This window comes from Paenarthrobacter sp. RAF54_2, from assembly GCF_052113945.1.
Taxonomy (GTDB): Bacteria; Actinomycetota; Actinomycetes; order Actinomycetales; family Micrococcaceae; genus Arthrobacter.
Window position 1 is genome coordinate 209816 of the sequence record NZ_JBFRDV010000005.1, and the last position, 26208, is coordinate 236023.

General features: G+C 59.3%; 25 protein-coding genes and 1 pseudogene. 15 read left to right on the forward strand and 11 right to left on the reverse strand.

What is annotated here, in order from left to right; translation table 11 throughout:
* Nucleotides 1-13: 13 nt before the first annotated feature.
* The 7 genes from AB4Y87_RS06405 to AB4Y87_RS06435 form a co-directional block, all read right to left on the reverse strand.
* A complete protein-coding gene (locus AB4Y87_RS06405; protein WP_442003578.1) occupies nt 14-2143 on the reverse strand; it encodes an RICIN domain-containing protein in 2130 nt (709 codons plus the stop codon).
* A 29-nt stretch (nt 2144-2172) separates the two neighbouring features.
* A complete protein-coding gene (arfA, locus tag AB4Y87_RS06410; RefSeq protein ID WP_442003579.1) occupies nt 2173-3702 on the reverse strand; it encodes an arabinosylfuranosidase ArfA in 1530 nt (509 codons plus the stop codon).
* The gene (locus AB4Y87_RS06415; RefSeq protein WP_442003580.1) at nt 3684-5021 is read right to left on the reverse strand and encodes a family 1 glycosylhydrolase; all 1338 of its coding nucleotides are present in this window, start codon (nt 5019-5021) and stop codon (nt 3684-3686) included. Before AB4Y87_RS06415 ends, arfA begins: the two co-directional genes overlap by 19 nt.
* Nucleotides 5018-5902, reverse strand: a complete 885-nt coding sequence (locus AB4Y87_RS06420; RefSeq protein ID WP_442003581.1) for a carbohydrate ABC transporter permease — start codon at nt 5900-5902, stop codon at nt 5018-5020. The genes AB4Y87_RS06415 and AB4Y87_RS06420 overlap by 4 nt, the downstream gene beginning before the upstream one ends.
* Entirely contained in the window at nt 5902-6864 is a 963-nt protein-coding gene (locus AB4Y87_RS06425) for a carbohydrate ABC transporter permease (protein WP_442003582.1), read from the reverse strand. The genes AB4Y87_RS06420 and AB4Y87_RS06425 overlap by 1 nt, the downstream gene beginning before the upstream one ends.
* Before the next feature lie 59 nt (nt 6865-6923).
* Nucleotides 6924-8195, reverse strand: coding sequence for an extracellular solute-binding protein (locus AB4Y87_RS06430; RefSeq protein WP_442003583.1), 1272 nt, complete (start codon nt 8193-8195; stop codon nt 6924-6926).
* A gap of 135 nt (nt 8196-8330) precedes the next feature.
* Nucleotides 8331-9377, reverse strand: coding sequence for a LacI family DNA-binding transcriptional regulator (locus tag AB4Y87_RS06435; protein WP_442003584.1), 1047 nt, complete (start codon nt 9375-9377; stop codon nt 8331-8333).
* A gap of 434 nt (nt 9378-9811) precedes the next feature.
* Between AB4Y87_RS06435 and AB4Y87_RS06440 the strand changes: the two genes are divergently transcribed.
* The 4 genes from AB4Y87_RS06440 (at nt 9812) to AB4Y87_RS06455 (ending at nt 13361) form a co-directional block, all read left to right on the forward strand.
* A complete protein-coding gene (locus AB4Y87_RS06440) occupies nt 9812-10285 on the forward strand; it encodes an SRPBCC family protein (RefSeq protein WP_442003585.1) in 474 nt (157 codons plus the stop codon).
* Nucleotides 10286-10318: 33 nt separating this feature from the next.
* Nucleotides 10319-11200 carry a hypothetical protein gene (locus AB4Y87_RS06445; protein ID WP_442003586.1) on the forward strand — a complete coding sequence of 294 codons (882 nt, stop codon included), beginning with the start codon at nt 10319-10321 and terminating at the stop codon, nt 11198-11200.
* Nucleotides 11201-11266: 66 nt separating this feature from the next.
* On the forward strand, nt 11267-12313 hold the full coding sequence (locus AB4Y87_RS06450; protein WP_442003587.1) for a LacI family DNA-binding transcriptional regulator: 1047 nt from the start codon (nt 11267-11269) through the stop codon (nt 12311-12313).
* Nucleotides 12314-12362: 49 nt separating this feature from the next.
* On the forward strand, nt 12363-13361 hold the full coding sequence (locus AB4Y87_RS06455; RefSeq protein WP_442003588.1) for an aldo/keto reductase family protein: 999 nt from the start codon (nt 12363-12365) through the stop codon (nt 13359-13361).
* Between the two features lies 1 nt (nt 13362).
* On the opposite strand, the gene AB4Y87_RS06460 is transcribed toward AB4Y87_RS06455, so the two are convergent.
* The 3 genes from AB4Y87_RS06460 to AB4Y87_RS06470 form a co-directional block, all read right to left on the reverse strand.
* On the reverse strand, nt 13363-13671 hold the full coding sequence (locus AB4Y87_RS06460; protein WP_442003589.1) for a hypothetical protein: 309 nt from the start codon (nt 13669-13671) through the stop codon (nt 13363-13365).
* Nucleotides 13672-13793: 122 nt separating this feature from the next.
* Nucleotides 13794-15302 (reverse strand): sensor histidine kinase, encoded by a 1509-nt coding sequence (locus AB4Y87_RS06465; protein ID WP_442003590.1) that lies wholly within the window; start codon nt 15300-15302, stop codon nt 13794-13796.
* Between the two features lie 247 nt (nt 15303-15549).
* A complete protein-coding gene (locus AB4Y87_RS06470) occupies nt 15550-15840 on the reverse strand; it encodes a hypothetical protein (protein ID WP_442003591.1) in 291 nt (96 codons plus the stop codon).
* 455 nt (nt 15841-16295) lie between these two features.
* Here AB4Y87_RS06470 and AB4Y87_RS06475 point away from each other — a divergent pair, with 455 nt between their 5' ends.
* From AB4Y87_RS06475 to AB4Y87_RS06520, 10 genes are all read left to right on the forward strand, one after another.
* The gene (locus tag AB4Y87_RS06475) at nt 16296-16682 is read left to right on the forward strand and encodes a hypothetical protein (RefSeq protein WP_442003592.1); all 387 of its coding nucleotides are present in this window, start codon (nt 16296-16298) and stop codon (nt 16680-16682) included.
* A gap of 216 nt (nt 16683-16898) precedes the next feature.
* Complete coding sequence (locus tag AB4Y87_RS06480; protein ID WP_442003593.1) at nt 16899-17129, forward strand: Flp family type IVb pilin; 231 nt, start codon at nt 16899-16901, stop codon at nt 17127-17129.
* Nucleotides 17130-17217: 88 nt separating this feature from the next.
* Nucleotides 17218-17592: a TadE/TadG family type IV pilus assembly protein gene (locus AB4Y87_RS06485; RefSeq protein ID WP_216926392.1), complete on the forward strand. Its 375-nt coding sequence runs from the start codon at nt 17218-17220 to the stop codon at nt 17590-17592.
* Nucleotides 17580-18611 carry a Tad domain-containing protein gene (locus AB4Y87_RS06490; RefSeq protein ID WP_442003594.1) on the forward strand — a complete coding sequence of 344 codons (1032 nt, stop codon included), beginning with the start codon at nt 17580-17582 and terminating at the stop codon, nt 18609-18611. Before AB4Y87_RS06485 ends, AB4Y87_RS06490 begins: the two co-directional genes overlap by 13 nt.
* 32 nt (nt 18612-18643) lie before the next feature.
* The gene (cpaB, locus tag AB4Y87_RS06495) at nt 18644-19420 is read left to right on the forward strand and encodes a Flp pilus assembly protein CpaB (protein WP_442003595.1); all 777 of its coding nucleotides are present in this window, start codon (nt 18644-18646) and stop codon (nt 19418-19420) included.
* The gene (locus AB4Y87_RS06500; RefSeq protein ID WP_442003596.1) at nt 19417-20613 is read left to right on the forward strand and encodes an AAA family ATPase; all 1197 of its coding nucleotides are present in this window, start codon (nt 19417-19419) and stop codon (nt 20611-20613) included. The genes cpaB and AB4Y87_RS06500 overlap by 4 nt, the downstream gene beginning before the upstream one ends.
* A gap of 203 nt (nt 20614-20816) precedes the next feature.
* Nucleotides 20817-22127, forward strand: a complete 1311-nt coding sequence (locus tag AB4Y87_RS06505) for a CpaF family protein (RefSeq protein ID WP_442003609.1) — start codon at nt 20817-20819, stop codon at nt 22125-22127.
* A 7-nt stretch (nt 22128-22134) separates the two neighbouring features.
* Entirely contained in the window at nt 22135-23067 is a 933-nt protein-coding gene (locus AB4Y87_RS06510) for a type II secretion system F family protein (RefSeq protein ID WP_442003597.1), read from the forward strand.
* Nucleotides 23068-23075: 8 nt separating this feature from the next.
* On the forward strand, nt 23076-23960 hold the full coding sequence (locus AB4Y87_RS06515) for a type II secretion system F family protein (RefSeq protein WP_442003598.1): 885 nt from the start codon (nt 23076-23078) through the stop codon (nt 23958-23960).
* Between the two features lie 117 nt (nt 23961-24077).
* Complete coding sequence (locus tag AB4Y87_RS06520; RefSeq protein ID WP_442003599.1) at nt 24078-24551, forward strand: Hpt domain-containing protein; 474 nt, start codon at nt 24078-24080, stop codon at nt 24549-24551.
* Here AB4Y87_RS06520 and AB4Y87_RS06525 read toward each other — a convergent pair.
* The gene (locus AB4Y87_RS06525; protein ID WP_442003600.1) at nt 24548-25321 is read right to left on the reverse strand and encodes a response regulator transcription factor; all 774 of its coding nucleotides are present in this window, start codon (nt 25319-25321) and stop codon (nt 24548-24550) included. The genes AB4Y87_RS06520 and AB4Y87_RS06525 overlap by 4 nt on opposite strands.
* Before the next feature lie 213 nt (nt 25322-25534).
* Between AB4Y87_RS06525 and AB4Y87_RS06530 the strand changes: the two are divergent.
* Nucleotides 25535-26208, forward strand: a pseudogene (locus tag AB4Y87_RS06530) (diguanylate cyclase); the annotation flags it as partial.

The following is a 26208-nucleotide window of genomic DNA, read 5'->3' on the forward strand; positions in this document are numbered from 1 at the left end:
GTCCTTCATTGAGTTACTGAATTCCTTCTCGGTTCAGCTTCCATTCCTGGCAGGTAAAGCCGTTGGCCGTGTATTGCTGGGCATGGGCGCCATCAGCTGTGGAAGCACCAGCTATTTCCAGCAATTTCCCGCTGTTGGCATTGGCGAGTTTCCACCAGCCGCCGCTGACGCTCGGTGACCAGACTTGTGTAGGGCTACCCGTGGGTCCCCACTGGCTCGCCTGGACTCCATCGGCAGTAGCTGCCGAACCAATTTCGAGGAGCTTGCCACTGTTGACGTTGGTGAGCTGGATTCCACCGCTGGCTTGTTTGATGCTCCACAGCTGTGTGGCATTGCCAGTATCTCCCCATTGTCCGGCTCCCGCGCCATCGGTGGTTAGGGCGCTGAGTATTTCCAGAGATTTGCCGCTGTTGCGGTTGGTAACCCGGAATTGCGGATCCAGGCTGCTGGAAGGGTTGAAGACCTGGAGGACATCAAGTTCGGCGAAGGAGGTTCCCTTGGTAAAGGACACCGTGTTGGCTCCGGCCGCCAGGGTAGCCGTCATCTGCACCCAACCGTAGCGTCCCCAGTCGACGGTCGCCGGGTAATTCAACGTAGTCGATGTGCCCCCGTTGACTTTGACGGAATGCGAGCTGTTAGCTCCGGTTCCGTTGGCGTACCGCATATTCAGTGTGTAGGTTCCTGCAGTTGGCACCCTCACGGTGAAGGTGACCGAGCTGCCGGCATTGTTGATGTTGCCTACTTTTGAGCCATTGGAGGCATCCGGATCGTTCACCAGGGCTGCATCCTGCCGGACTGCGCGTTCGGCTTCGTACTGTTGGGCGTCCAAGGGGATTGAGCCGACTCGAACGTCGTTGTAGGTAGTAGCAGCATTTTCAACGTTGGTGGCCTGGTAGAGAGTCCTGCCGTCAACGCTGGTGTCGAAGCCTTGTGCGAAGCCGGTAAAGGATCCGCCTTGAGTGTCGGAGGCGTCATATGTGACGGCGTAGGGGAGCCTTTCCCAGGGACCGTCGCCAAGGTTGTAGTTGACGTAGAAGTTCTGGCCGCCGTCGATGTTGCCGGCCGCGTCAAGTGACCATTTCGAGGCGATGACGACCATGCCTTTAGGTCCGCCCGTGGGAACCCACCTGACGAAGGGGGAGGATCCAATGCCTCGGCCGTCTTTGAGAGCTACTTTCGTGCCGATGCTCGCTTCGGGCGACCAGTTCAGGCCATCGGGCGAGATCTTGAAGTAGACCGGTGCTGTGTTCTGCGACTGGCTGGGACGGTTGACCACTTCGAAAGTGGCCAGATAGCGGCCATCCTGCATCTTGGTCACTGTGATCATGCCCGGGCGGTCACTGTTGTTTGTCGGCGCAGAAACATTGCCGAGTGCACCCCAGGTGAGGCCGCCATCAGTTGAGCGTCGGTAAGACACGGCTTGGAGCACGCCGTTTGCCTTTTGCCGCTCGTCGGAGAAATAGGCCACGAGTCCGCCGTTGCCGTCGATTGCCAGGGAGGGTTCCCAAACAGTGCTCGTGGTGGAGGTGGGGCTGGGATCGTAGACTGCCGGCCCACCGGAGTCGATGGTGCTCTGGTATGACCAGGTAACGCCCTTGTCGAGGCTCTTGTACACAACGAGTCTGCTGCTGGAGCGGTCTTCGGGCATAACCATGCCCGTGAGCAGAACCGTACCAGCGGGCAGGTTGCCAACCTGCTGGGGGAGTTCGAAGAGGAAAGGCTGGGCCGTCCGCGTCAGGGCGGGGAAGTCAATGCTGGGATTCACTTCGGAGACCTTGGTCCACGTTGCGCCGTTATCGGTGCTGCGGTGGATCGGATAGCTCTGGACGCCGTTTGTCAGCACCAATTTGTCGAAGGTGGCCAGCAGTGTGCCGTTCGACGTCCCGTTGTTCTTGAGGGTGATGACTTTGGCGTAGGTGGTGCCTGCAGCGCGCCCGCCTTCCGGATTGAACGAGGATCCCGCCGGCGGTGAGTACACCAGCGAACCGTTCCCGGTGGTCACTGCCGCGGCGGGCGATATCGCAGTGAACTGGCCCGCCAGTACTGCCAGCATGACAAGCACGACGGCGGTGAGGATCGGTCTCGTGCGTGGAGGGCTGCCCCTGAATTTGGGCATGGCTGAAGGCACAGATTGTTCGTGCATTTGTTCTCCCATTTCTTGTTGGCTGTGTATCAGGCCTTTTCGGGGGTGCTGGCCAGGAACAGCGCTGTCCAGGAGACAGGTGGCAGCGTAAGGGTGATGGTGCCGGGGTGCTGCTCCGTTCCCTCGAGGTCACGGAGCTGAACGCGGTGTGGATCGGCCAGGGTGTTGGCGGCGAAGACGTCGGTATCGGTCAGCGTCAGGGCGCTAAGTATTTGCACGTCCCGGAGATGGCTGGTGTCGATAGTGACGGTAGATACCTGGTCTGAGCTGCGGTTGACGAGGAAGACCGACGCCGATCCGTCGTCGGGATTGTGGGTGGCGGCGGCGTCGACGATCCTGACGGTGCCGTGGGCGGCGGTGTCGTATTTTTCGCTTTCGAGTCCGGTGTCCAGAGCAGTGCCGTTTGCGTTGTGGGACGTCAGGGCGAAGGGGAAGAAGGTGGTCTGCCTCCAGGCAAGTCCACCGGGTTCGGTCATGATGGGGGCAATGACGTTGACCAGTTGGGCAAGGGAAGCGGAGGTGACCCTGTCCGCATGGTTGAGCAGTGAAATGAGGAGGTTTCCCACCACAACGGCGTCCGCAACCGTATAGCTGTCCTCGAGAAGCCGGGGCGCGATGGGCCAGTTGTCTATGCCCGTGATCTTATCGACTGTCTCGAAACGTTCGTTGTACCAGACGTTCCATTCATCGAAGGAGATGTTCAGGGTTTTGTTGCTTCCCTTCACAGCCTTGATGTGGTCTGCGGTGGCCGTGACGGAGTCGATGAACCGGTCCATGTTTGCCGCCGAGGCCAGGAAGCTTCCCAGGTCGCCGTCCTTGATCTCGTAGTAGGCGTGGCAGGAGATGAAATCGACGTCGTCGTAGGTATGCCCCAGCACCACTCGTTCCCATTCGCCGAAAGTGGGCATGTCCGCACTTGAGGAACCGCAGGCGACAAGTTCGATGGAAGGATCCAGTTGGCGCATGGCCTTTGCCGTCTGGGAGGCAATCTTGCCGTAGTCGTGAGCGCTGCGATGCCCAATCTGCCATGGACCGTCCATTTCGTTGCCCAAACACCACATTTTGATGTTGAACGCTTTGTCGTGGCCATTGGCTGCCCGTTTCTCGGCCAGGGCGGTTCCGAACGGGAGGTTGCAGTATTCCAGCAGATCCAAGGCCTCTTCCGTGCCGCGTGTTCCGAGATTGACGGCGAGCATGAGCTCGCTGCCGATTTCCTCGAGCCATCCTGCGAATTCATGGAGTCCCACCTGGTTGGTTTCGGTGGAGTGCCATGCGAGGTCAAGCCGTTTGGGCCGCTGTTCCACCGGGCCAACGCTGTCTTCCCATTTGAATCCGGAGACGAAGTTCCCGCCGGGATACCGGATTGCGGATACTCCCAGTTCTTTGACGAGTTCCTTGACGTCGTTCCGGAATCCGGCGGAGTCAGCGAGGGGGTGGCCGGGTTCGTAAATACCGTCATAGACGCAGCGGCCGAGGTGTTCAACGAATGAACCGAACATCCTGCGGTTCACTGTGCCGATGGTGCGTCGTGGGTCGAGGGTCAGGCGTGCTGTGGCCACGGGCTTCTTCCTTTTTCGGAGGCGAATGCGGGTTCTTTGGTGATACCAGCGGCCGGCTGGGTCACAGCTGCGTCGGCGTAATGCTGGAACCTATCAGCGACGGGATTCTTCACCCGGTGAAGGGTGCCGATTTCGTCCGGGACAAGGTCCCAAAGGCCCATGGTAAGCCGGTAATGTTCAAGCGGTTCGGTGCCGTAGCGGTAGGTCCACTCGTACATATCCGTAACTGGCCACCAGGTGTATCCCACGATGTCCTGCCCTGCCGCCCGGAGTTCCTGGACGCATCGTACGGAGGCATCAAGCCACTCGATCCGCCTCTCATAGGAGCCTGTGAGGCAGGTTTCGGTGAGCGCAACCGGAGCACCATAACGCTTGCCGTAGGTGGTCAGAACGTCGGCCAATCCCTCGGTCCAGTCATTGCGGACGGCGCGGGGATCGTTGATGTCACCACGGACGGGACGGGCGGATTCCAGGAGCTCGGTGGAGTGCAGGGGGTAGTAGTTAACGCCCATCACATCCGGGAGCACGATGTTCTCTTGGTGCCATGCCAGATCATGGTCGGTCATTCCGTGCCGGGAGAGCCAGGGCGTGAGCTCGTGATTGGCATCCACTTTGCCCGTCACCAGGTCCTCCACCAGATAGGAGCGCTCCTTGAGGTGACGGAGTTCATCATCGTGTTCGCCGTTGTTCGAGTCACTGACGAACCGGAAACCAGCATCGACGTGAGTGAAGATGGCCCGCTCGCCAAGCACCTCGGCCATGTTTTGCTGGGCGAGGACAAATCCCTTGGAGAGGTTGCGAACCAAGGCGACGAGGCCGTCGTCGCCCGCCAGGTAGGGTGGCCAGTGCCCGAACTTTCCGGCAAACAGGGTGTGGATCATGGGCTCGTTAACCGGTGTGTAGTCCACCACCGTATCGGCGTAGCGTGCCGCGACCCGGGCGGAGTAATCAGCCACGCGTTCCGGATAGCTGGAGTTCAGGAACTGGTTGTCCAGCCACGTGGGGGTTCCGTAGTGCATCAAGTCCACCAAGGGCTTCAGCCCAAGTTCCTGGAACCGTTCCATCACTTGGTCCAGCCAGTCCCATTTCCAGACATCACGCTCGGGATTGATCTTGTACCAGGGGATGCCCCACCGCAGGAACTCTGCGCCCGCCTCCTTGGCAAGCCCCAGATCCTGGTGCCAGAAGCGATAGTGCTGGGTGAGTTCGTATTCGTCCAGGGACCGCTCTCCGGCGCGTTCCTGGGGAATGAAGGTGTCTTCAATCCCGAGGCCGAAATGCAGGCGCCCGTCTTCATGCCAGTTCAAATTTTTCCTCACTTCAATCCTGTGGTGGCGACGCTCTCAATGAAGCGGCGTTGGACAAACATAAAGATGGCGGCGAGGGGCAGGATGGCTACGAGAGCGCCTGCCATCATCACGCCGTAGGGGACGATTCCGCCCGGTCCCGTCAAGAGGGTCAGCCCTGAGGTCAGAGTGCCCATGTCCTTGTCGGTGGTGAAGATCAGTGGCCAGAGCAGGTCGTTCCAGTTGTTCACGAAGACGAACACTCCCAGCGTCAGGATCGCGGGCATGGCATTCGGAAGGACAACGTTCCAATAAACGCGCCACTCTGAGGCGCCGTCGATCCGGGCTGCGTTGTCCAGGTCCCTGGGGAGGGACAGGAAGAACTGCCGCAGGAAGAAGATTCCGAAAGCGTCTGCGGCGCGGGGGATGATCAGCGCAGAGAAGGTGTTGACCCAGCCCAGGTCGCTTGCCAGTTGGTAGACCGGAACAAGGGTGGCTTGGAAGGGAATCATGAGGCTGGCAATGATCGCAATCAGCAGGAACTTCTTGCCGGTGAAATCGATTCTGGCCAGTGCATAGGCAGCCAACGAGTCGAACAGGAGGGCAAAGAGTGTTACTCCACCAGCAAAGACGAAGCTGTTGGCGATCAGCCGGATGAAGGGGAGGTCCTGGAAGATCCTGGTGAAATTGTCCAAGGTCCACGTGCCCGGGGTGAGGGTCGGCGGAAAAGCGTTAACCTCGGCCACCGGTTTGAAGGCCGTGAAGATAATGATGGCGATGGGCAAGAGAATCACGGCCGTCGCAAGGCCCAGGAGAACCACCACTAAAGCGCGGTTCAGCCTTGATCTCGTGGCGTTGCGGGATGTGGAACCTGCCCGGGCAGGGGTGGGCTGCCGTTCTAACGTGGTGGACATCAGTCACCTTCCCGTTCTCGTTTTCCGAAGAAAACAAACTGGACAACGCTGAGCAGCAGCGTGGCGGCCAGCAGGACATAGGAGAGTGCGGAGGCGAAACCGACGTCGAGTTTCTGGAACCCGGACTTGTAGATCTGCATGACCACGGTTTCGGTGTGGCCGTAAGGTCCTCCGCCAGTCATTACATAGATCTGGTCGAAAGCCTGGAGGGCGGCGATCAGGGCGAAGATGAGGACGAAAGCCGTGGTGTTGGACAACATCGGCATGGTGACATGGCGGAACCGCATGAAGGGCCCGGCGCCATCAACCTTGGCGGCCTCGTAGAGAGATCCTGGGATTTCCTGCAGCCCGGCGAGAAAGATGACCATGTAGAAGCCGAAGCTTTTCCACACGGCAACGAAGGCAACCGCGGGCATGGCCAGGACGGGATCCTGCAGGACGTTTCCGATGCGGATCCCGGCGTTCCCCAGCCAGTAGTTCAACAAACCAACCTGGGGGTCGATCAGGTAGGACCAAGCGATCGCGGCAACAGCGAGGCTGATAATGAACGGCAGGAACAAGGCTGTTCGGAAGAATCCGCGAAATGGCAGCCGGGGATCGTTCAGCAGCAGCGCCAGGACGAGCGCAAGAGCCACCGCCATTGGCGTAAACAACAGTGCGTACAGGGCAGTGTTGAGTACTGCATTGAGGATGACCGGATCGGTGAAGATGCGGGCGTAGTTCTCGAAGCCCACCCACTTTTCCTTGCCGAAGCCGCTGGCGTCCGTAAAGGACAGCCGCAGGGCCGAGACCATGGGCCACGCGGTGAACGCGCCAAGGACCAAGAGTGCTGGGATCAGGAAGGCCAGGGCCTGGAAGTTCTTGCGGCGCTGCCCGATAGCCGGGTTGCGTCGCCCGCCCAAGGGGGCTGGCGCACGGTACCGGGGTGCCGCCGTCGTTTTCTTGTGCATGGTGGTGCTCATTTGGGAGCTTCTTTCCGGAGGGTGCGGCGCCCATTAGGCGCCGCACCTGTTCCGTTCAACTATTTGGCGTCGACGATCTTCTGGACTGACGCCTGGGTTTCCTTGAGCAGATCCTGAATGTTCTCGCCAGCCACAGCGCGCTGTGTGAGCTTGTCGACGGCGGTCAGAACGTCCGTGCTGTTCACGACGCCGGGCAGGAGCGGGCGGCCGAACTCAGACTGCTTGGTCAAGGCTTCTACTACGGGGTTGGCAGCGACATCAGATGCGGGGATGTCCGAGCGCAGCGGCGGCCAACCCGAACCCAGGGACCAGGCCGTGGCTTGTTCCTTTTGCAGGAAGTACGTGAAGAACTTCTGTGCTGCCGCGGCTTTCGCCTCGTCCTTCTGCGTTGTGATGCCCATCGAAATACCGATGGCGGACGCTGCCTGCTCCTTGGGACCGGCAGGGACGGCGGCAATGCCGTAGTCGATCTTGTTTTCAGTGGCGATGGAAGACATCCACGGCCCGCCAAGGTACATCGCTGCCTTGCCGCTGCTGAAGAGCTTGTCACCGGCGATACCGTCCAGGCCGGCTGGTGAGATCTTGTCGTTCCGGATGGCGTCCACCCATGTCTTGAGCGTCTGGGCATTCTCCGGCGAGTCCACTACAGCTTTGCCATCCTTGACGACGTTTCCGCCGTTGCCGTAGAAGAGGGAAGGCCAGACGCCGTTGGCTACAGTTGCGTGGTCAGGCAAGCCCAGCCCGTACTGTTCTGGAGTTCCGTCGTTGTTTTCATCCACGGTCAGCTTCTTGGCGGCGGCGATCCATTCGTCCCAGGTGGTGGGCGGGGTAGTGATTCCAGCCTTGGCGAACAGGGACTTGTTGTAGAACATCGCCAAGGGAACGAAGCCGGATGGAACGCCGTATTTGTGGCCGTTGACGGTTTCCATGTCCGCGGCGGCGGGAATCAGCTTGTCGAGGTTGCTGGAGGGATTCTTGTAGAAGTCGTCCAGTTGAACGAAGGCCCCTTTGTCAGCGTAGACGGGGAGCCGTTCGGCCGGCATCGCCACGATGTCCGGGCCCTTCCCGGAGGAGAGTGCCGGCAAGAGTGTGTCATCAATGACCGACCAGGGATTGGTCTGGACCTTGATGCTGACTTCATTCTGTGAGGCGTTGAAGTCGTCCACGATCTTGTTCAGGACCTTCCCGTCAGCCTCGGTGTAACCGTGCCAGAACGTGAGTTCCGCTTTGGCGCCGTCTTTGCTTTCCCCGCTTGCGCCCCCGCCCGAACAGGACGTTAGCGCTAACGACGCTGCTGCGACGACGGTGAGCAATGTGAGCGACCTTTTCATGTCAGCCCTTTCGTGAATGGGACAGCCATGTCCCCAAAACCTGCTGTCAACGATTTAGGTAAACGTTGTACGTAAACGTTGTATCAAGCATGCGCCGTGCTTCGAGAGGGGTCAAGACCTCAGTGCATTTTTATTTCAAGCGGCAGATGTTGCCAAGGATGCGCTGTCCTGAGATCCGCCGGAAGACTCGCGGATTTGGAGGGAGAAGCCCGTTTCGATCTCGTTCGCCTCCGGCTCGTCGCCGCTCTCTATGCGACGCAGGAGCATCTCAACGGCTGCCTCGGCGATCTGGTCCCGCCGTGGATTGATGGTGGACAAAGTTGGCAAGGAGTATTGCGTTTCATCCAGGTCATCAAAGCCGACAATCGCAACGTCTTCCGGGATGTGCAGCCCGGCCTCTTGAAGGACGCGCATGGCGCCCAGCGCCAAGGTGTCATTGAAGGCGAACACCGCGTCAAAGTCCAGTCCGTCAGCGAGCATCCGGGTCATTGCGGCGGCACCGCCTCTGCGGTGCCAGGAATCCGCGTAGCGAACCAGCTTAGGATCGAAGGGCAGCCCGGCTTCTTCGAGTGCGGCCTTGTATCCGTCCAGGCGAAGTTCTGCGGACGCGACGATGTCGCCCTCATGGGCACCCAGCGCCACAACCTTGCGTCGGCCGATTGCCAATAGGTGCTCGGTGGCGGACTTTGCTCCGGCCGTGTTCGCCATCGTGACCCGATCCACTCGACCTTCGAAGGATGTATCACCGAGGACAACCAGCGGAGTGTCCACTCCCTTCAGAATTTCCGTGTCAGCAGATCCCAAAGTAAGCGAGCTATAGATAATGCCGTCCACCATGTGCCGGTGTTGGCCACGAAGTGCGGCCAGCTCATTTTCACGACCGCTGCCGATCGGTTCAATAAGGACAGCGATTCCCTTGGCGGCAGCGGCACGCATGACGGCGTCGGCAAGTTCAGCAAAATAGGCCGTGGTGAGATCCGGAATGATGAGGCCGATGACTCCAGTACGCCCGGACCTCAGGTTCCTCGCAGAGAGGTTGGGCCTGTACCCCAGCTGGTCAATGGCTTCCTGGACCCGTGCCCGCGTTTCCGCGCGCAGCTGCGGATGGCCATTAATGACGTTCGATACCGTCTTGATGGAAAAACCGCTGACCCTGGCGACGTCCCGGATTGTGACAGACATGGCCGCTCCCTTCCCTGCGCAAAGGGCCGGAATCGCCCTGATCACAGGGTACAACGTTGGAAGCAAGACGGTACAACGTTGGTAGTGCTGTCTCCGGAAACAACTGAAAATTGCTGCCGAAGAAGGCACTTTTGCCTCCACGTCCCGGGGCTCCTCGGATGCTTGCCCCACAACATATCGAGGTCTAGCCTAAGAGCGGGAGCAGGTCCAGAGGTGGGCAGCAGCCTCCCTTTCTTGAGGAAACAGTCGATGTCGATCATCTCTGATCCCTACCTCCCCGGCGACTGTCCATCGCCCGGACGAAGTCCATTCGACTATCCTCAGGTGCTCCACTTCCCGGAGATCACAACTATTGAACCGACGCGTACTCCAGCGCGCCTCGGGGGTCTACCGCTGTCCGCTGTTTGCGGGCCGCTTCAACAATAGGAGGAAAAATGGAAACCGTTGAAGAAACCATTGATGTCGCTGTCCCAGTCCACACTGCCTATAACCAGTGGACCCAGTTTGAGTCCTTTCCGGAGTTCATGTCCGGCGTGGAGGCCGTAACCCAGCTGAGTGACACCACCAACCACTGGGTCACCAAAATCGCTGGAGTGGAGCGCGAATTCGATACCGAAATCGTCGACCAACAGCCTGATGATCGGATCGCCTGGCGCAGTACCGACGGGAAGTCCCATGCCGGCGTCGTGCGGTTCACCCGGATGGATGATAACCACACCAAAGTCAACGTCCATTTCGAGTGGGCACCGGAAACTGCAACCGAGAAGGCTGGTGCGGCACTGAAGATCGACGAGATGCAGGTCAAAGCCGATCTACGGAAATTCAAGGACTTTATCGAATCCCGTGGAACGGAAACAGGTGCTTGGCGCGGTGAAGTTGAGGACACAGGTCCTGGCGGGCAGCTTTAGAAAATCCCGACGTTCACCGGAAGGCATTATCTGATGCGAAAAGTTCCAGCGCTTGCAGTTTTTGCAGTTGCAGCAGTGGCTTTGGCGGCGTGTAGCGGCGGTGGGGGCAGCACGGCAAGTCCTTCTTCTGCCACCACCTCGTCAGCCTCCACCTCGATGCCGGCTCAGGACAAGGTCTACACCGAGGACGAATTGCGGGACCTGATCTCCGGTATGAAGGATAGAGATGGCAACGAGCTCAAGCTCTATTCCAAGGAGCAGGTAGACCAAGGCGGCAAGATCGCCGATCTCCTTTTGAATACGGCAAGCGTCGATCCTCAGGATTGCAAGGACATCGCCACGGCGGGGCTGGTAGACAAGGTTGAACACGGAGATGTTGCCGTCGCCCTGTCTGACAGTGATCAGCCCCGGTCCTTGTCCGCGCAATCTGGTAAAGAGGGTCCGGACGAGGAGAAAGTTCTCAAGGACATCAGCGGCAAAATGGACAAATGCGCCAAGTTCACCGTGAAAGCCGTGGGTCAGACGTATGAAGTCTCCAGTGAGAAGTTAGACGCTAAGACGAAGGCAAAGGAAACATTCGGAACCGTCAGTACACGTTCCGGTGAAACCCAGAAGAAGCTCATGCAGGTCTCCGCGGCCGACGGGAGGTTGCTGGTGGTCGCCACGAAGAGTGGGCCAAACCTGGGCGATCCTGACCAGAAGGAACTCCAAGACTTGATCAACAAGGTGCTTGAGAAAGCCAAGGGCGGTAGCGAATCTCCCAGTTCAATGATGACCAGTTCGTCCAGCAGCATGACCAGTTCGCCGAGCAGCAAGAGCAGCTTGCCGTCGTCGTCAACGTCGACATCCACACCAACCATGAGTTCCTCGGAGGGCAGTGATACTTCCTCACCGTCAGTAAGCCCATCTCGATAGACCGCTTCAGTTGGTTCGTTTCGCAAGCGCTTGCGTCAATCCTTGGTTGTCGTTACTGTCATTCCCATGTCGTCAACAGTGGATGCAGTCGCGGAACGCGCGAATGTCTCGGTGTCAACAGTCTCGCGTGCCTTGCGGGATATGCCGGGCGTTTCGTTGGAGACTCGCAAGCGCGTGCAACGGATTGCGCAAGAGCTGGGCTATGTTCCATCGCTGGCTGGTTCCCGCTTGGCAACTGGCCGGACGGGAGCCATCGCGATTGTCACTCCCAACCTCTCCAGATGGTTCTTCGGGCAGGTGCTGGCATCGGCGGGGCGTGTGCTTCGCCAAGCAGGCTTTGACGTCCTGTTGTACGAACTCGCGGACACTGCCGCGCGGGAGCGCTTCTTCGCTGGGTCGAGCCTGACCGGTCGAGCCGACGGAGTATTGGTCTTTGCCTTGCAACCGACTCCGGAGGAACTAGCCGCGCTCGAAGCCCAGAACTTACCTGTTGCGTTTTTGGGGTCGGGAACGCCTGGCAGGCCTGGTGTTCGGGTGGACGACCACGCGGCCGGGCGGGCAGCAGCACGGCACCTCATCAATTTGGGGCACGAACGCATCGCCTTCATCGGAATCCGCGAGGCTGCAGACAGCACGCTGGGCGGGGTCCCGCCGGCCAACCGTTTGAAGGGCTACCGCGAGGCCCTGACTGAAGCAGGGTTGGAGCCCAGTCAAGACCTTGAGGTCCACGAGGAGAATTCAACGGCTGGCGGATCAAGGGCCATGTCCCGGTTGTTGTGTGCGGAAGTAGCTCCTACTGCGGTCTTTGTGGCCTCCGACGAGATGGCTTTCGGCGTGCTGCGCACCCTGAAAGCGGGCGGAATTGATGTTCCGGGCGACATGTCGGTGGTTGGCTTCGATAACCACGAACTCTCCGAGATCCTCGACCTGACTACCATGGACCACTCGGTCGCCCTGCAGGGATCCGAAACCGCGCGCCGGTTGCTTGCTTTGATCACGCCCGACGCCGGTGCGGAGCCGGATTTGGTGCTGTCCGCCCAGCTGGTTATTCGCGGCACTACAGCGCCGCCATTTCCCTTGCGAGGCAGGCGACCTGCCACGCCACGCACCTAAGAACCACACCTTGTAGCTAACAACCACACGTATGAAAGGGACTTAACCCATGGAATATCGCAAGCTCGGCGCCTCCGGCATGTACATCAGCGAACTGGCCTACGGCAACTGGGTCACCCACGGCGAACAGATCGACCAGGAGGCGGCAACATCCTGCGTACGGCAAGCACTGGATCTTGGAATCACCACTTTCGACACTGCCGACGCTTACGCGGGAACCCGTGCAGAAACGGCCTTGGGCGAAGCTCTCAAGGGGGTTCGGCGTGAAGGCCTTGAGATTTTCACCAAGGTCTACTTTCCCACCGGTGAAGGAAAGAATGATCGCGGGCTCTCGCGAAAACACATGATGGAGTCGATCAACGGCTCATTGCGCAGGCTCGGCACGGATTACGTCGACCTCTACCAAGCCCACCGCTACGACTATGAAACGCCTCTTGAGGAGACGATGCAGGCTTTTGCGGACATTGTCCGGGCCGGCAAGGCACTTTACATCGGTGTTTCGGAATGGACTCCGGACGAGATCCGGGCTGGCGCCAAACTCGCCAAGGACCTTGGAATCAGCCTGATTTCGAACCAACCCCAATACTCAATGCTGTGGCGGGTTATCGAGGAGGAAGTCGTTCCCACCAGCGAGGAGCTGGGACTGGGACAGATCTGCTGGTCCCCTTTGGCCCAGGGCGTCCTGACAGGCAAGTACATTCCCGGCAAGGGGGCGCCAACCGATTCGCGCTTCACCACCGATGACGGAACTCTGAAAGACGACCACAAGTTCATGCGTCCCGAGGTGTTGGAGAAGGTCCAGGAATTGCAGCCCATTGCCAAGGAAGCAGGACTGTCCATGGCCGCGCTGGCGGTGGCTTGGGTTTTGCAGAACAGCAACGTCTCGGCAGCGATCGTGGGGGCGTCCAAGCCAGAGCAATTGGTGGACAACGCCACGGCGTCGGGAGTGAAACTTGATGCTGAACTGCTCAGCAGGATTGACCAGGTTTTGGAGCCGGTGATCGAGCGGGATCCGGGGAAAGTGGAATCGTTCCTGACCCGTCCCTAAGCTAAATGCCCTTCAGCTTGTCTTGAATCGCTGTTCGGAGCGATTCCAGAGACGGCAGGCTCCGGGGCCCGTCCGTCGTCGGATAGATCCGGCAGCTCAGCGCGGGGTCTCCCAGGACCGGAAAGAGGTCCAGTCCGTCGATCTGGAACGTGGGGGAGCCGTGGAATCCGAGCGAGGCTGCTTCCTCGTCGGAGTCCACCACCACGTGCACCATGCCGGAAATCCCGGCCAGCGCCAGTGCCCGCTCGAAGAGTTCCTGAGCGGCCGCGGTATGGGGACATTCAGGAATTGTCAGCAACTCAGCGCCCATACTCGATTATCCAACAAGCAATCAGTCTGGGTGAGCATCATTCAGTAGTAGGCATGCCTCTACTTTGGCGGCAACCGACGTCCTCTGCACCCGGCGCCCGCGGAGCAGGCGCAACTCTGGGGCTAACGCGGAACCGTGACGGTGACAGTCGTGCCGGAGCCTGGCCGGCTGTTCAATCCGATGGTTCCACCGTGGGCTTCGATGATGGCTTTGCTGAGGGGTAACCCCAGACCCGCCCCGGGTATTGCCGATTCCATTGCCTGATCGGCCCTGAAGAATTTGGTGAAGGCTTCGTCTTGTTCTTGTTCGGTCATACCGATCCCGTGATCGCGGACGGAGAGTTCCACTTCGCCGTTATTTCCCCGGAGGCCGATGACTACCTGGGTGCCTTCGGGCGAGAACTTGATGGCGTTCGACAGCAATTGGTCAATGGCTTTGGCGAATTGGCCAGGGTCCACATCTGCCGCTACATCTCCGTGGATTTGCAGTGCAATGGTGATACCTCTTGCGGCTGCCGCAAGCCTGGCGTTCTTGACTGACTCCTGGAGCAGTTCCGAAACGTTGGTGGGCCGGCGGCGCAGTTCGAGGTCTTCGGAAGCGACAAGAAGCAGATCATTGACGAGGGTCAGCAGACGTTCAGCGTTCCGTTCGATGATGCCCATGAAGGCAGGATTTGGCTGGTCGTCGAGTATTTCCAGGTATCCGAGAATGGACGTGAGCGGAGTTCGAAGTTCATGGGAGATCGTGGCAACGAACTTGTCGCGGGCCGTTTGCGCCTTCACCAGTGCTGTGACGTCGGTGAAAGCAATGATGGAACCCTTCATCTGGCCCGCTTCGCCGAGCAGGGGGCGGGCGGCGGCGGAAAAGGTGCGCTGCTTCTCGCCATCGCCTACGCGCACAAGTCTGTTGGTGAAACTGGCGCCTCGGACAGCAAGATCGGCCGGACTGTTCCGTTCCTCATTGGAGTGAGCAGTCCCAACGGTGAACGGATTCACGGCGTCCGTCGACTCGTGAGCCCATGAACGGTCGGCGCGAAGGCGACGGTTGGTCAGAATGTCAGCACCGTTTGTGTCCATGGCCCAGACACCAACGTTGACGGTTTCAAGGACAGTGTCCAGGAGTTGCGCATGTTCTTTGGTGGCACCATGGAGCCGCACCAACTCGCGATCCTTTCGGTCCATCCGGTCGCTGTGTTTGATCAGCCCGCGAGCAACAGCATGCCCGGTGATGGCCAAACCACCCATGATGGCAGGGAAGACAATCATGCGGATCAGCTCTGACCGTTCAACCTCGTGACCCAACACCAAGGGCGAAGCCACGGTGGCGCAAAGCGGTGCCAGGATGGCCAGGGCCACGTGGCCCTTCCTGGCGCTGACCGACAGCCAAATCACGGGGAAGGCCATGACCAATCCCACGACGCTGAGAACGGGCCCGCCAACCTCGCGCAAGAGGCCCAGAGCGAGACAATCCAGCACGGGGATGAAGACGAAGCTCCATGAAGGGAGACGGTTCCACGGAAGCACGAGGCATGCCGCCAGGATCACGATGTGCAGAAAGAGGACCAGGAAGAACGCCGGATGCAACAGGCTGGCGGGGTTGAAGAGAAGGGCCAGGAAAACAATCAACGTCACTATCGCCACCATCGGCAGCTGACACAACACAATCGCCCTGCGCCTTGCGATTCTGCTGAAGTAATCCTCCAACGGCAAGAAAACGCTATCCCCCATAGCCAAGCACCATCCATCCCCCAGATCTGAAAAACCAAGCCCTGCTGCCAAGCATAGTCCCGCTCAAACCTCCAACGCGGGGTCATTTAGGGCCCGTCGCGACGGGATTTATGGGCCGTAACTGACCCCGCGTTGCGGAGATGCGTTCGGGTCAGGCCTGTTTGCGGCTCGCGATCTCGTCAGAGAGCTGCTGCACTCGGGTAGGGTCCGCGTCCTGGGCAAGGGCGACGTAGTGATCCATGATCGCCGGCCGGTAGCGCACAGGCAACGTCTGTCCTGGGGCGAGCCGGGTGAGAGCGGTGATCGTGAGGTCTTCGTCTGCAATGCCGCGGAACGATATGCCGTCGGCGGTCTCCACGTCGAACATCAGGACCACGCGTGGATTGCTGTTGACCTCCCGCCAGTCGACGAGAACGCCGAGCGCAAGCGCTCCATTGCGCAATTCCGCATTGCGCTTCCGGGCATCACTGCTCAGGAGCGGATTCGCGGCGACGCCCGGGAAGTTGGGCCCGACACCGAGCGACTCCCGACTCAGGTCGGGCCCTGAGCTCGTCCATCAGATCGTTGAGCGTCTGCTTCTTTGAACCGAACATCCTGCCCCTTCGCTGACACCGGTGCCGAAAATCCTTGGCCATGCGCTTCGCCCTCACCGCGAGTGTACATCGCCCAACGCGGGGTCACTTCGGGCCCATTCCGAGGGGATTTATGGGCCGTAACTGACCCCGCGTTGTGGAAAGTCCGGCCGTACTGGACCAAGTACCCGGCAAGTAACCAAGTAGTCGGGCTGGCCGGAAACGAGTACCCACTACTCGTGACGGGCCCCTCCGGCAGCCGATTCAATGGAGCACAGAGGATCTGAAATGACGTTTGTTGGAGGGGTTTACGTTGAGTACAGGAATGGAATCGGCCGCAATGTTCGCGGGGTCGCTGCCCGGGCTTCTCCTTATGTCCGTGGGGCAAATAATGGTAGTGGTGTGCCTGTGTTTCGATATGGTGCGTGCGCTGTCCGTGCCAAGTTCACGCCCCCGGTACGTGGCTAATACGATCTTCAGGACGTTGGCGGTGCCTTCCATCCTTGTGATGGGGATCAGCGCGCTCGCTGAAGCGGTCAGCTGGTCATGGATTCAGGTGGCCATGAGTATGGCCGTGCTGGTGATGATCATCTTCCGCTGGCACTACAACAAGGATGAAGACAACTGGTGGAAGGGCAAGGGCAAGAAGTTGGCCCGGTGGGCGCGTAAGCAGCTCTCGGCACCACCCGTGGTTGCGCCTGCAATGGGCTGACGAAAACTCCAGGATAAGGCCGTGCCAATGATGGCGCGGCCTTTTTTGTGCGGGTAAGGCAAGGGAATTCCTAGGATTAGCGCAGGAAATGCGCAGGTTCCAGAGGCTTTCCACAGGAAGTCCCAAGGACTCCGAGATGGGCCTCTCTCCGTTGCTACGTTGATTGGGAGCTGGTATCGGGCCAGCCCAAATCCCAACTCGCTCAGGAGTTTTCAAATGTTTGTCACCCTCTCCAACATCGCATCCCGCGCCCGTCGTGAAGAGAACGGCGCTACCGCCGTCGAATACGGCATCATGGTTGCGCTCATCGCCGTGGTCATCATCGTTGCTGTAACCCTGCTCGGCGGTAACCTCGTCGAGACCTTCAACAGCTCAGCCTGTGCCGTCAAGGGTGGCACATGGACCGCTACTACTGCCGCCGGCGTCGCGGGTAGCTGCTCAAAGTAGTCGGACTCACGGCGGGTACCCGGGTGGGTGGGTCGGTGGCCCCACCCACCCGTTCCTCTTTCAACTTTTGATACGAAGGCAGATCCACATGCACAGGACATCAGAACGGGGTGCCGTAGCGGTCGAGTTCGCGTTGCTCGCACCCGTCCTGATCCTCCTGGTTCTGGGGATCATGGAATTCGGGCGCGCCTACAACGCGCAGGTCTCGCTCACGAACGCCGCCCGCGAGGGCGTGCGCGTGATGTCCATCGCGAATGATCAGTCGGCAGCCAGGACCGCGGCGAAAAACGCGGCTGTAACTCTGAACCCAAAGCTGGCAGATGCGAACTTCACCTTCAGTGCTACCAGCTGCACGTCCGGCGCGCAGATGTCCGTCACCGTCAAGTACACACTCAGCACCCTCACGGGAATCGCAGGACCGTTCCCGATGCAAGGCGTAGGGGTGATGGTATGTGGCGGATAAAGGGCAATGACGACGACGGCGAACGCGGGGCCGTCGCGGTCCTCATAGCTCTGATTCTGGTTGCGTTACTTGGCTTTGCCGCCCTCGCTGTGGATGCAGGAAAGCTCTACTCGGAAAAGGCGCAAGCGCAGAACGGATCCGATGCCGCCGCCCTGGCCGTGGCTGAGAAGTGTGCCGTCAGCACCAGCGATCCGAATTGCTCGAGTACGTCCCAGATCGCCAAGGACATGGCCAACAAGAATGCTGTGGACGGCCTTGGAAACATCAACTCGGTAAACCTTGATCTGACTAACCGGAAGGTAACCGTGTCCGCCGGCTCCCAGCAAGCGGGTGGTGCTCCAAATGCCGTTTCGCTGGTCTTCGGTCGTGTCCTTGGCATGAATTCCGCGGACGTTGTGACCTCATCGACCGTACAGTGGGGCAGCCCACGTAAGGGAACTACTCCATTCCCCCTGACGTTTTCGATCTGCCAGGTGCAGGGCTACGTTGGCGGCGTCCAGCAGCTTTTGCAGGCTCACGGCACGGGCGCCAACCCCAGCTGCAACTACGGGCCTTCAGGCGCGGCAGTAGAGGGTGGATTCGGATGGATTGTCCAGGATCCTGGCTCCTGCGGTGGCACCATTGACCTGGCGCTGAACAAGGGCGGCAGCGCACCGGGGAACAGTGCGCCGCCAAATTGTTCCACCACCCTGAACAACTGGGCCGCCACCATCAACGCCGGAAAAGACATCATTGTGCTGCTTCCGGTCTTCAATTCCGTCACCGGCACGGGAAGCGGAGCCATTTACCACCTGATCTCGTTTGCAGCATTCAAAGTGACGGGATGGAAGTTCAGCGGCGGCACCACTCTTCCGGACGTTTTCCATAACCAGAGTCCCTATGTTTCCTCCTCGCTGTCCTGCACCGGGAATTGCCGGGGGATCGTGGGGAGCTTCGTCAAATACGTGTCGCTGGCAGACGGCTACACGTTGGGGCCGGTGGATGCCAACGGGGTCACCGTAGTACGCCTGACCAACTAGCTTTTCCAATTTTTGAAGCACAGGAGTGTTAAGTGAAATCACGCTTATTGGCAGGATCGGCAGCAGCGCTGCTGGCGGTCATAGGGGTGATCCTCGTGTTCGTCTACGCGCAGGGCGCGGATCAACGGGCTGTCCAGAATCTTGCCCCTGTTGAGGTCTTGATGGTCAAGGCTCCGATTCCCGCCGGCACCCCGGTAGAGGCCATGAAGGCTTCCCTGGCTGCCCAGCAGCTTCCGCAGTCTTCCGTCCCCGCATCGGCACTCAAGACGCTGGGCGATTCAACCGGAAAAGTTGCTGCCGTGGACCTCGTTCCGGGCGAACCATTGGTGGCCGAGCGCCTTGTAGCTCCGGAGGCACTGAAGACTCCGGGGAACGTCGCAGTGCCTCCCGGAATGCAAGAGGTCTCATTCCAGGTGGAGCCTGTGCGTGTGGTGGGCGGACGGGTGGTTCCTGGTGACCACGTCGGGATTTTCATTTCCATGGAAAGCGGTGGAATCGAGTCCAAGCCCGATAAGGAAACCACCCAATTGTCCATTCACAAGGTGCTTGTGACTGCAGTGCAGCGGGCCCCCGAGCCAGCACCTACGAGCCAGCCCAGCCCTGCCCCCAGTCCCGGGACCACAGCACCTGATCCCAAGGACAGCACCCTGCCTACGGGTTCCCTGCTCCTGACCGTTGCAGTGGGCGACTCGGACGCAACCAAGATCGTTTTCGCCTCCGAGTTCGCCAAAATCTGGCTGAGCAAGGAACCGGTGGACGCCCAGGAGAGCGGACCCAGAATCATCCAACGGAGCGAGGTGTACAAGTGAGCCGGTTTGTCCTGATAACGCCCAGTGCTGAATTTGATCAGCGGCTACGTCAAGCCGTTGCCGGCGGCCTCCCCGGAAGTGTGCAGACCTTCTTCACCAGCGTCCTGCCTGTTGACCCCGCGGAGCTCTTCGGCGCCCTGAACCAGGGACAGCTTGAGGTGCTGATTCTGGGGCCGGACGTGCCGGTGGAGGAAGCGATGCGCTTGGCTACGGTCCTTAACGTTCAGGTACCCGAGCTCAGCGTGGTTCTTGTCGCGGAGCCGCAGCCGGACTTCATCCTCCAGGCGATGCGATCCGGCATCCGCGACATTATGAGCCCAGCGGCGGACATGGCCGAGATCAGGGTGACCCTGGAGCGCGCCTGCCAGTCGTTCGCCACCCGTCAGCGGACTTCGGAACCTAAGCCAGCAGGCGCCCCCAAGGGACTGGTGATCGGCGTCTTCTCTCCCAAGGGCGGTGTGGGCAAGACGACCATCGCCACGAACATCGCAGTGGGGCTGGGCAAGATAGCGCCGATGAGCGTAGTCATCGTGGATCTCGATTTGCAGTTCGGGGACGTCGCCTCGGGGCTCTACCTCAATCCGGAACACACTGTTACTGACGCGGTCACGCCGTCGGCCAGCCAGGATTCTTTGGTACTCAAGGCATTTCTCACGGTCCATCCGGCGAGCATCTACGCCCTTTGCGCGCCTAAGAACCCCGTTGAAGCAGATGAAATTACTCCGGAACAGGTGGCTCGGCTGCTGGAGCAACTTGCCGAAGAGTTTCAGTACGTGGTGGTTGATACAGCCCCTGGACTGCCTGAAATCGGCCTCGCAGCGCTGGAGCAGTGCACCGATGCGGTGTGGGTGTCAGCGATGGATGTACCAAGTGTTCGGGGCCTGCGCTCCGGCCTGGATATCCTTCGCAAGCTCAATCTGCTCCCGGAWACCCGCCATGTGGTGCTCAACATGGCCGATTCCAAGTCCGGGTTGTCCGTCCAGGACGTTGAGTCGACGGTCGGCGCCCCGGTTGATGTGAGCATCCCCCGATCAAAAGCAGTCGCGCTCTCCACCAACCGGGGAATTCCGGTGCTTCAAGAGGGGGCGAAGGACCCAGCAATCAAAGGGTTGAACCACCTCGTTGAACGCTTCAACCCCGCGTGGCGGGCCTCGGCCCAGCGAAAACTGCACAGAAGGGTGGTAGTCCAGTGAAGCTGTCTGAACGCCTGCGCGACGCCGAGGAAGAATCGGCAGGTCCAGCCGCTGCGCTGGGGCAAGGACCAAAGCCACTCACGACGGCGAACCCCACCTTTGCGCAGGCCGCACAGCAAGCCAAACCAAACGTTCAAACGAAGGCCACGGTTGCGTCGAAACCCCACCTCTCGGTGAAATTGGCTGATCATCCGGACGCCCCGATGCCAAAGGCCCAGCAGCCGGTGGACGCGTTCGCTGCCCTGAAGCGACGGGCTGCAACGGCATTGTTTGAACGCCTCGGTGCGAGATTCAACGACTCAGCGTTGAGTGAGCTGGAGCTGCGGACCGCTGCCCGGGAAGAACTGACCAGGATCATCGACGCCGAGCAGGTGCCGCTCTCTCCTGAGGAGCGCAGCCGGCTTGTTGCGGATGTGGCTGACGACGTCCTGGGTTACGGGCCACTGCAACGCCTGCTGGATGACCCTGAAGTTACGGAGATCATGGTCAACAGGATGGACCAGATTTACGTCGAACGTCGGGGCAAGCTGATCCTCACTGATTCCGGGTTTAGCTCCGAAGACCATTTGAGAAGAGTTATCGAACGCATTGTCTCCAAGGTGGGACGTCGGATCGATGAGTCATCCCCGCTGGTCGACGCCCGGTTGGAGGACGGCTCTCGCGTCAACGCCGTGATTCCGCCGCTAGCTGTTGGTGGTTCGTCCCTGACAATCCGAAAATTCAGCAAAGTGCCCTTGACCATCAGGAATCTGATCGACTTTGGCACCCTTACTCCTGAAATCGCCGAACTCCTGAATGCCTGCGTCAAAGCGAAATTGAACATCATTGTTTCCGGCGGTACCGGAACCGGCAAAACCACACTGTTGAACGTCCTGTCTTCCTTTATCCCCGAGGACAACCGGATAGTGACCATTGAGGACGCCGTGGAGCTGCAGATCCAGCAGCAGCACGTGGTCAGGCTTGAGAGCCGGCCACCAAACACGGAAGGCAAGGGTGAAGTCACTATCCGGGAACTGCTCAGGAACTCCCTCCGTATGCGGCCGGACAGGATCGTGGTGGGCGAGGTGCGCGGGGGAGAGTCGCTGGACATGCTGCAGGCCATGAACACCGGGCACGACGGCTCCCTCTCAACAGTGCACTCCAATTCTCCCCGGGACGCTGTGGCCAGGCTTGAAACGCTGGTTCTGATGGCCGGAATGGACCTCCCGCTGCGGGCAATCCGTGAGCAGCTCGCGTCCGCCGTGAATCTCATCATCCAAATTTCCCGTCTCCGCGATGGAACCCGCCGGATTACGCATGTGACTGAGGTTCAAGGCATGGAGGGCGATATCGTCACGCTCCAGGACGCCTTTGTTTTCGACTATTCGGCCGGGGTTGATGCCCACGGGATCTTCCTCGGCCGACCGGTATCTACGGGTATCCGTCCGCGGTTCATCGATCGTTTCACCGACTTGGGCATTCATGTTTCTCCCGAGCTTTTTGCGGCTCCACTGACGTCGACGCCGAGGACGTGAGCGCGCCATGATTCTTTTCGTCGGGCTGGCCCTCATGCTGTCAGCCATTGTGCTGTTCGGAGTAGCCGTCATTCTGCCAAAGGCACCCGAGGTGCCGTTGGACAGGAGGAGGCCCTACCAGGTGCTTCCCGGTTCCCATCTGACGCGATTTGCGGGGTCCGCCACGGACATGATTCATGGTGTGTTGACCCGGCGCAACGTTCGGCTTTTCAACCGCGAACAACTCGATGACGCTGGCGTGCGAATGAGTCAGGCTGACTTCGTCGTCCTGGTGATCGCGGGCGCGGTGGTGGGAGCTTTGATCGGGCTGGTTGTCGGTGGCATTCTCGTCGCGATTCTCCTCAGTGTCCTGGCACCCTTCGTGGCCCGGCTGGTCCTGAAGTTCCGCGCGGGCAAAAGACGAGACAAATTCGAGGATCAATTGGGCGACACACTACAGCTGCTTTCCGGTGGACTAAGGGCTGGTCACAGCATCCTCCGCGCCATCGACGCCGCTGCTACGGAATCAGTCAGCCCCACATCCGAAGAAATGCGCAGGGTCATCACGGAGACAAGCCTGGGACGGGACCTGCAAGCTTCCCTGAACGATACGGCGGAGAGAATGCGAAGCGAGGATTTCGTGTGGATAGCCCAAGCGATCCAGATCAACCGCGAGGTGGGTGGGAACCTCGCAGACGTGCTGGATCAGGTGAACGACACCATTCGCGAACGCAGTGAAATCAAAGGACACATCAAGTCCCTGGCTGCAGAGGGAAAGTTTTCCGCGTACATCCTGATGGCTCTTCCCGTGGGAATTGTCATCATGCTCATGATCGTCAACCCCGGCTATATGAACGTGATGTTCACCAATCCGCTGGGCTGGGTGATGATCGTGGCTTCTGTCATCTTGATGACCATCGGTGGTCTGTGGATGCGCAAGATTATCGACTTGAAATTTTGAGGTGAACCTTGCACCCTTTCCTGCTTTTATCCTTGTTGCTCGTTCCGCTGCCGAGTGCGTATTTCGCATGGTCACTCCTTTCAACTGATCGGAGGACCCCGCGGTTAGTCCGCGAGCTGCTCTCGAGGGGTCAAATCGCCATTGAAGTGGAGCAACAGAGCAGGAGCGGTGCCTTGGAGCGCCTGGGCTACAGGCTTACCCCTGGAAGTTACGTGCAGAAACTGGACAGGCTACTGTCGTTGGCCGGGCGTCCCGCCTCGCTCCCGCTTGGGCGGGTCCTCGCAGCCAAGCCGGCGCTTGGCCTTCTCGGTGCGATTTTCGGTTTTTTCATCACTACCAGCAGCCCGAGTGGACTTATCAAGCTTGTGGGAATCTTTGTAGTCCTGCTGGGATATTTCATTCCGGATCTGATGCTTTACAGCAAAGGTCAGGAACGGCAGAAGAAAATACAGTTGGAACTGGCCAACACGATGGACCAGATGCTCATTTCGGTTGAGGCTGGCCTCGGCTTCGAAGGCGCCATGGCCCGCGCGGGAGAAAACGGCAAGGGACCGCTGGCGGAAGAAATCGTGAGGACACTCCAGGACATGCAGGTTGGACGAAGCCGCCGCGAGTCCTATCTCGCGTTGGCCCAACGGACCAACATTCCTGAACTCCGAAGCTTCGTGCAGGCGGTTATCCAGGCCGACACGTACGGGATTGCCATTAGTCGCGTGTTAAAAGTTCAGGCGAAGGTTATGAGGGTTAAGCGCCGGCAACGCGCCGAGGAGAAAGCGATGAAGCTTCCGGTAACAATTCTCTTTCCCCTGCTATTCTTCATCTTTCCGGTCCTGTTTATTGCCATTCTGGGACCTGCGGTCATCAACACTATAACAACGCTCAGTGGTGGATGAAGCAGCGCAGTTAATTTGCATATTAAAAGTAACTCAAGAAATCAGGAGGGGCTGAGGATTTGCTCAAGATTAGCGCAAGATCGGTTTAGATCTGAGTTCAGGAAGTAGCATCGGGTTATGTTCAGTTCAGATTTCAGTGAGGTCGACGAGCGTGGGGACTCCGACCATATCGGCCCAGCGGAGGGTTCCACGTGGAAGCCCGACGCCGATCGGCGGCCGATATTGGACCTTGCGGAATTCCAGCTCTTGGAAGATCAGGTGGGCGATCCTCGCATAGCTCGCAAGTTTGCAAGCGACTTTGCCCGGCTCTGGCGAGTACGGTACGAAAGCCTCGCCACCGCCGTCGAACATGGTGACGAAGCCGCGGCACTGGACACGATCTTGAGCCTCAGAACCTCTTCGGCCATGGTGGGCGGCGTTCGCCTTTCGGTTCTTGCAGCCCTGCTTGAGGAGCACATTCTGAACGGTGAATTACGCAATGCCCAGCCTCTCCTTGATGAGATTGCCGAGTGTGGTCAGCGCACGGTCAAGGAGCTAAGGGAAAGCTACGTACTAAGGAATGAAAGTCCGGAACCGGACCCCATTTCCTAATCCGGTCTTTTCGGTGCCAGTCGATAGCCGACTCCCCGGATCGTCTGCAGAAACCGCGGAGATTGTGAATCTTCGCGCAGTTTTCGGCGAAGATTTCCAATGTGGGTTTCAACGGCCCGTTCGTCGGCCTCGCTGATATAAGCGTCGTCGTCGTAATAATCACCACGGGCAGCACGGACCAGGTCAGCCCTTGTCCGGACTTCCTCCGGGTTGCGAAGCAACTCCAGCAGCAGATCGAATTCGCTTCTGGTCAACGTCAGGGGAGAACCATCCAGGGCAACTGCCCGGGATTTGAAGTTCAACGACAATCCGTTGTGTTCAATGACGGCATCATTGCGTCCATTCGAACGGACCAGGCCATTGTCGCCACCGTCCTCGGGCAAGGAAAGCCCAGCGCCCATGCGGGGTCGCCGCATCATTGCTGTAACCCTTGCCCTAAGCTCGCGGGGCAGGAACGGCTTTTTCACATAGTCGTCCGCACCCGTCAGGAAAGCGGTCAGGGTGTCCGGTTCATCTTTGCGTGCCGTGAGCATGACAACATAAGCATCACTGAATTGTCGGATTCGCCGTAAAACCTCATGACCATCCATGTCAGGAAGTCCGACATCCAATGTCACCGCCACGGCTTGATGATTTCGGACAACTTCGACGCCTTCGCGTCCGGTCGCGGCGGAATGGACCACAAAACCCGCCTCTTTTAGGATGGCGCCCACCAAGTTTCGGACGTCTTCATCATCCTCAATGACYACAGCAACCCCAGGCTCGTTCATTGATTCCCTCGAGTCGGCGCACATCCCCGCAAGCCCAGCGCAAAGCGGGAAGCGTCACCCAATACGTACGATACAAGCATTCAAGTTTTATAGCACCTAATATGTGCAATATGCGTCGTCCCAACGTTCCGGTTTTACGCTCCGCCCCGAGCTCTTCCCGGAATCGGCGCGAAACGATATTTGGTCCGTGTCCCCCCAACGAAGGACTCTGCCTTGACTGAGCAGCCTTTACTCCGCACAGCCGCCCGCATCTTTAGAAAACTGACGCCCAGGGCCCGGGTAGCCGTCTGCGAATTGCCTTTGACCCTGGTAGTCGGAGGATTGTTCGTCTCGGCCCCTGCCCTTTGGCCAAATCTCATACAGAACGGGCAGTTTGTCACCGGAATCTTCATGCACGGGATGCTTTTCTTGAGTTGCTTCCTGGTGCCGTGGGAGCGTCTGGCGCCGGGCGCAAGCCTGGCCATCCCCGTCCTGGATCTGGTTGCCCTCGCATTCACGCGAAATGGTGCCTATGGCTCGCTGCCAGGCCTCGTCGTTCTTGCACTTTTTCCTGTGATCTGGTTATCCGCGTCAGGCCTGCGAACCAGGTCCAGCCTTATCATCAGCTTTCTTGGTCCCCTCATCATTGCCCTCCCGCCGTTCATTTCGCACTTGCCAAAACCCCCATCGTCCGACATGTTCTCGGTTATCGTCTTGCCCCTGGTGATGTTTGCCGTTGCAGTCACCATTCGGCTCTCCGGCTCGAATGCCAGGATCCAGCAACAGCGTGTCAGGCAGCGTGACCAAGCTTTGCGGCAATTGCTCGCGGCGAGCAGGGATCGCGAAATGCTGCTTGGGACGATCCTGGACACAATCGACGTCGGAATTGTCGCCGTCGATTCCAAGGG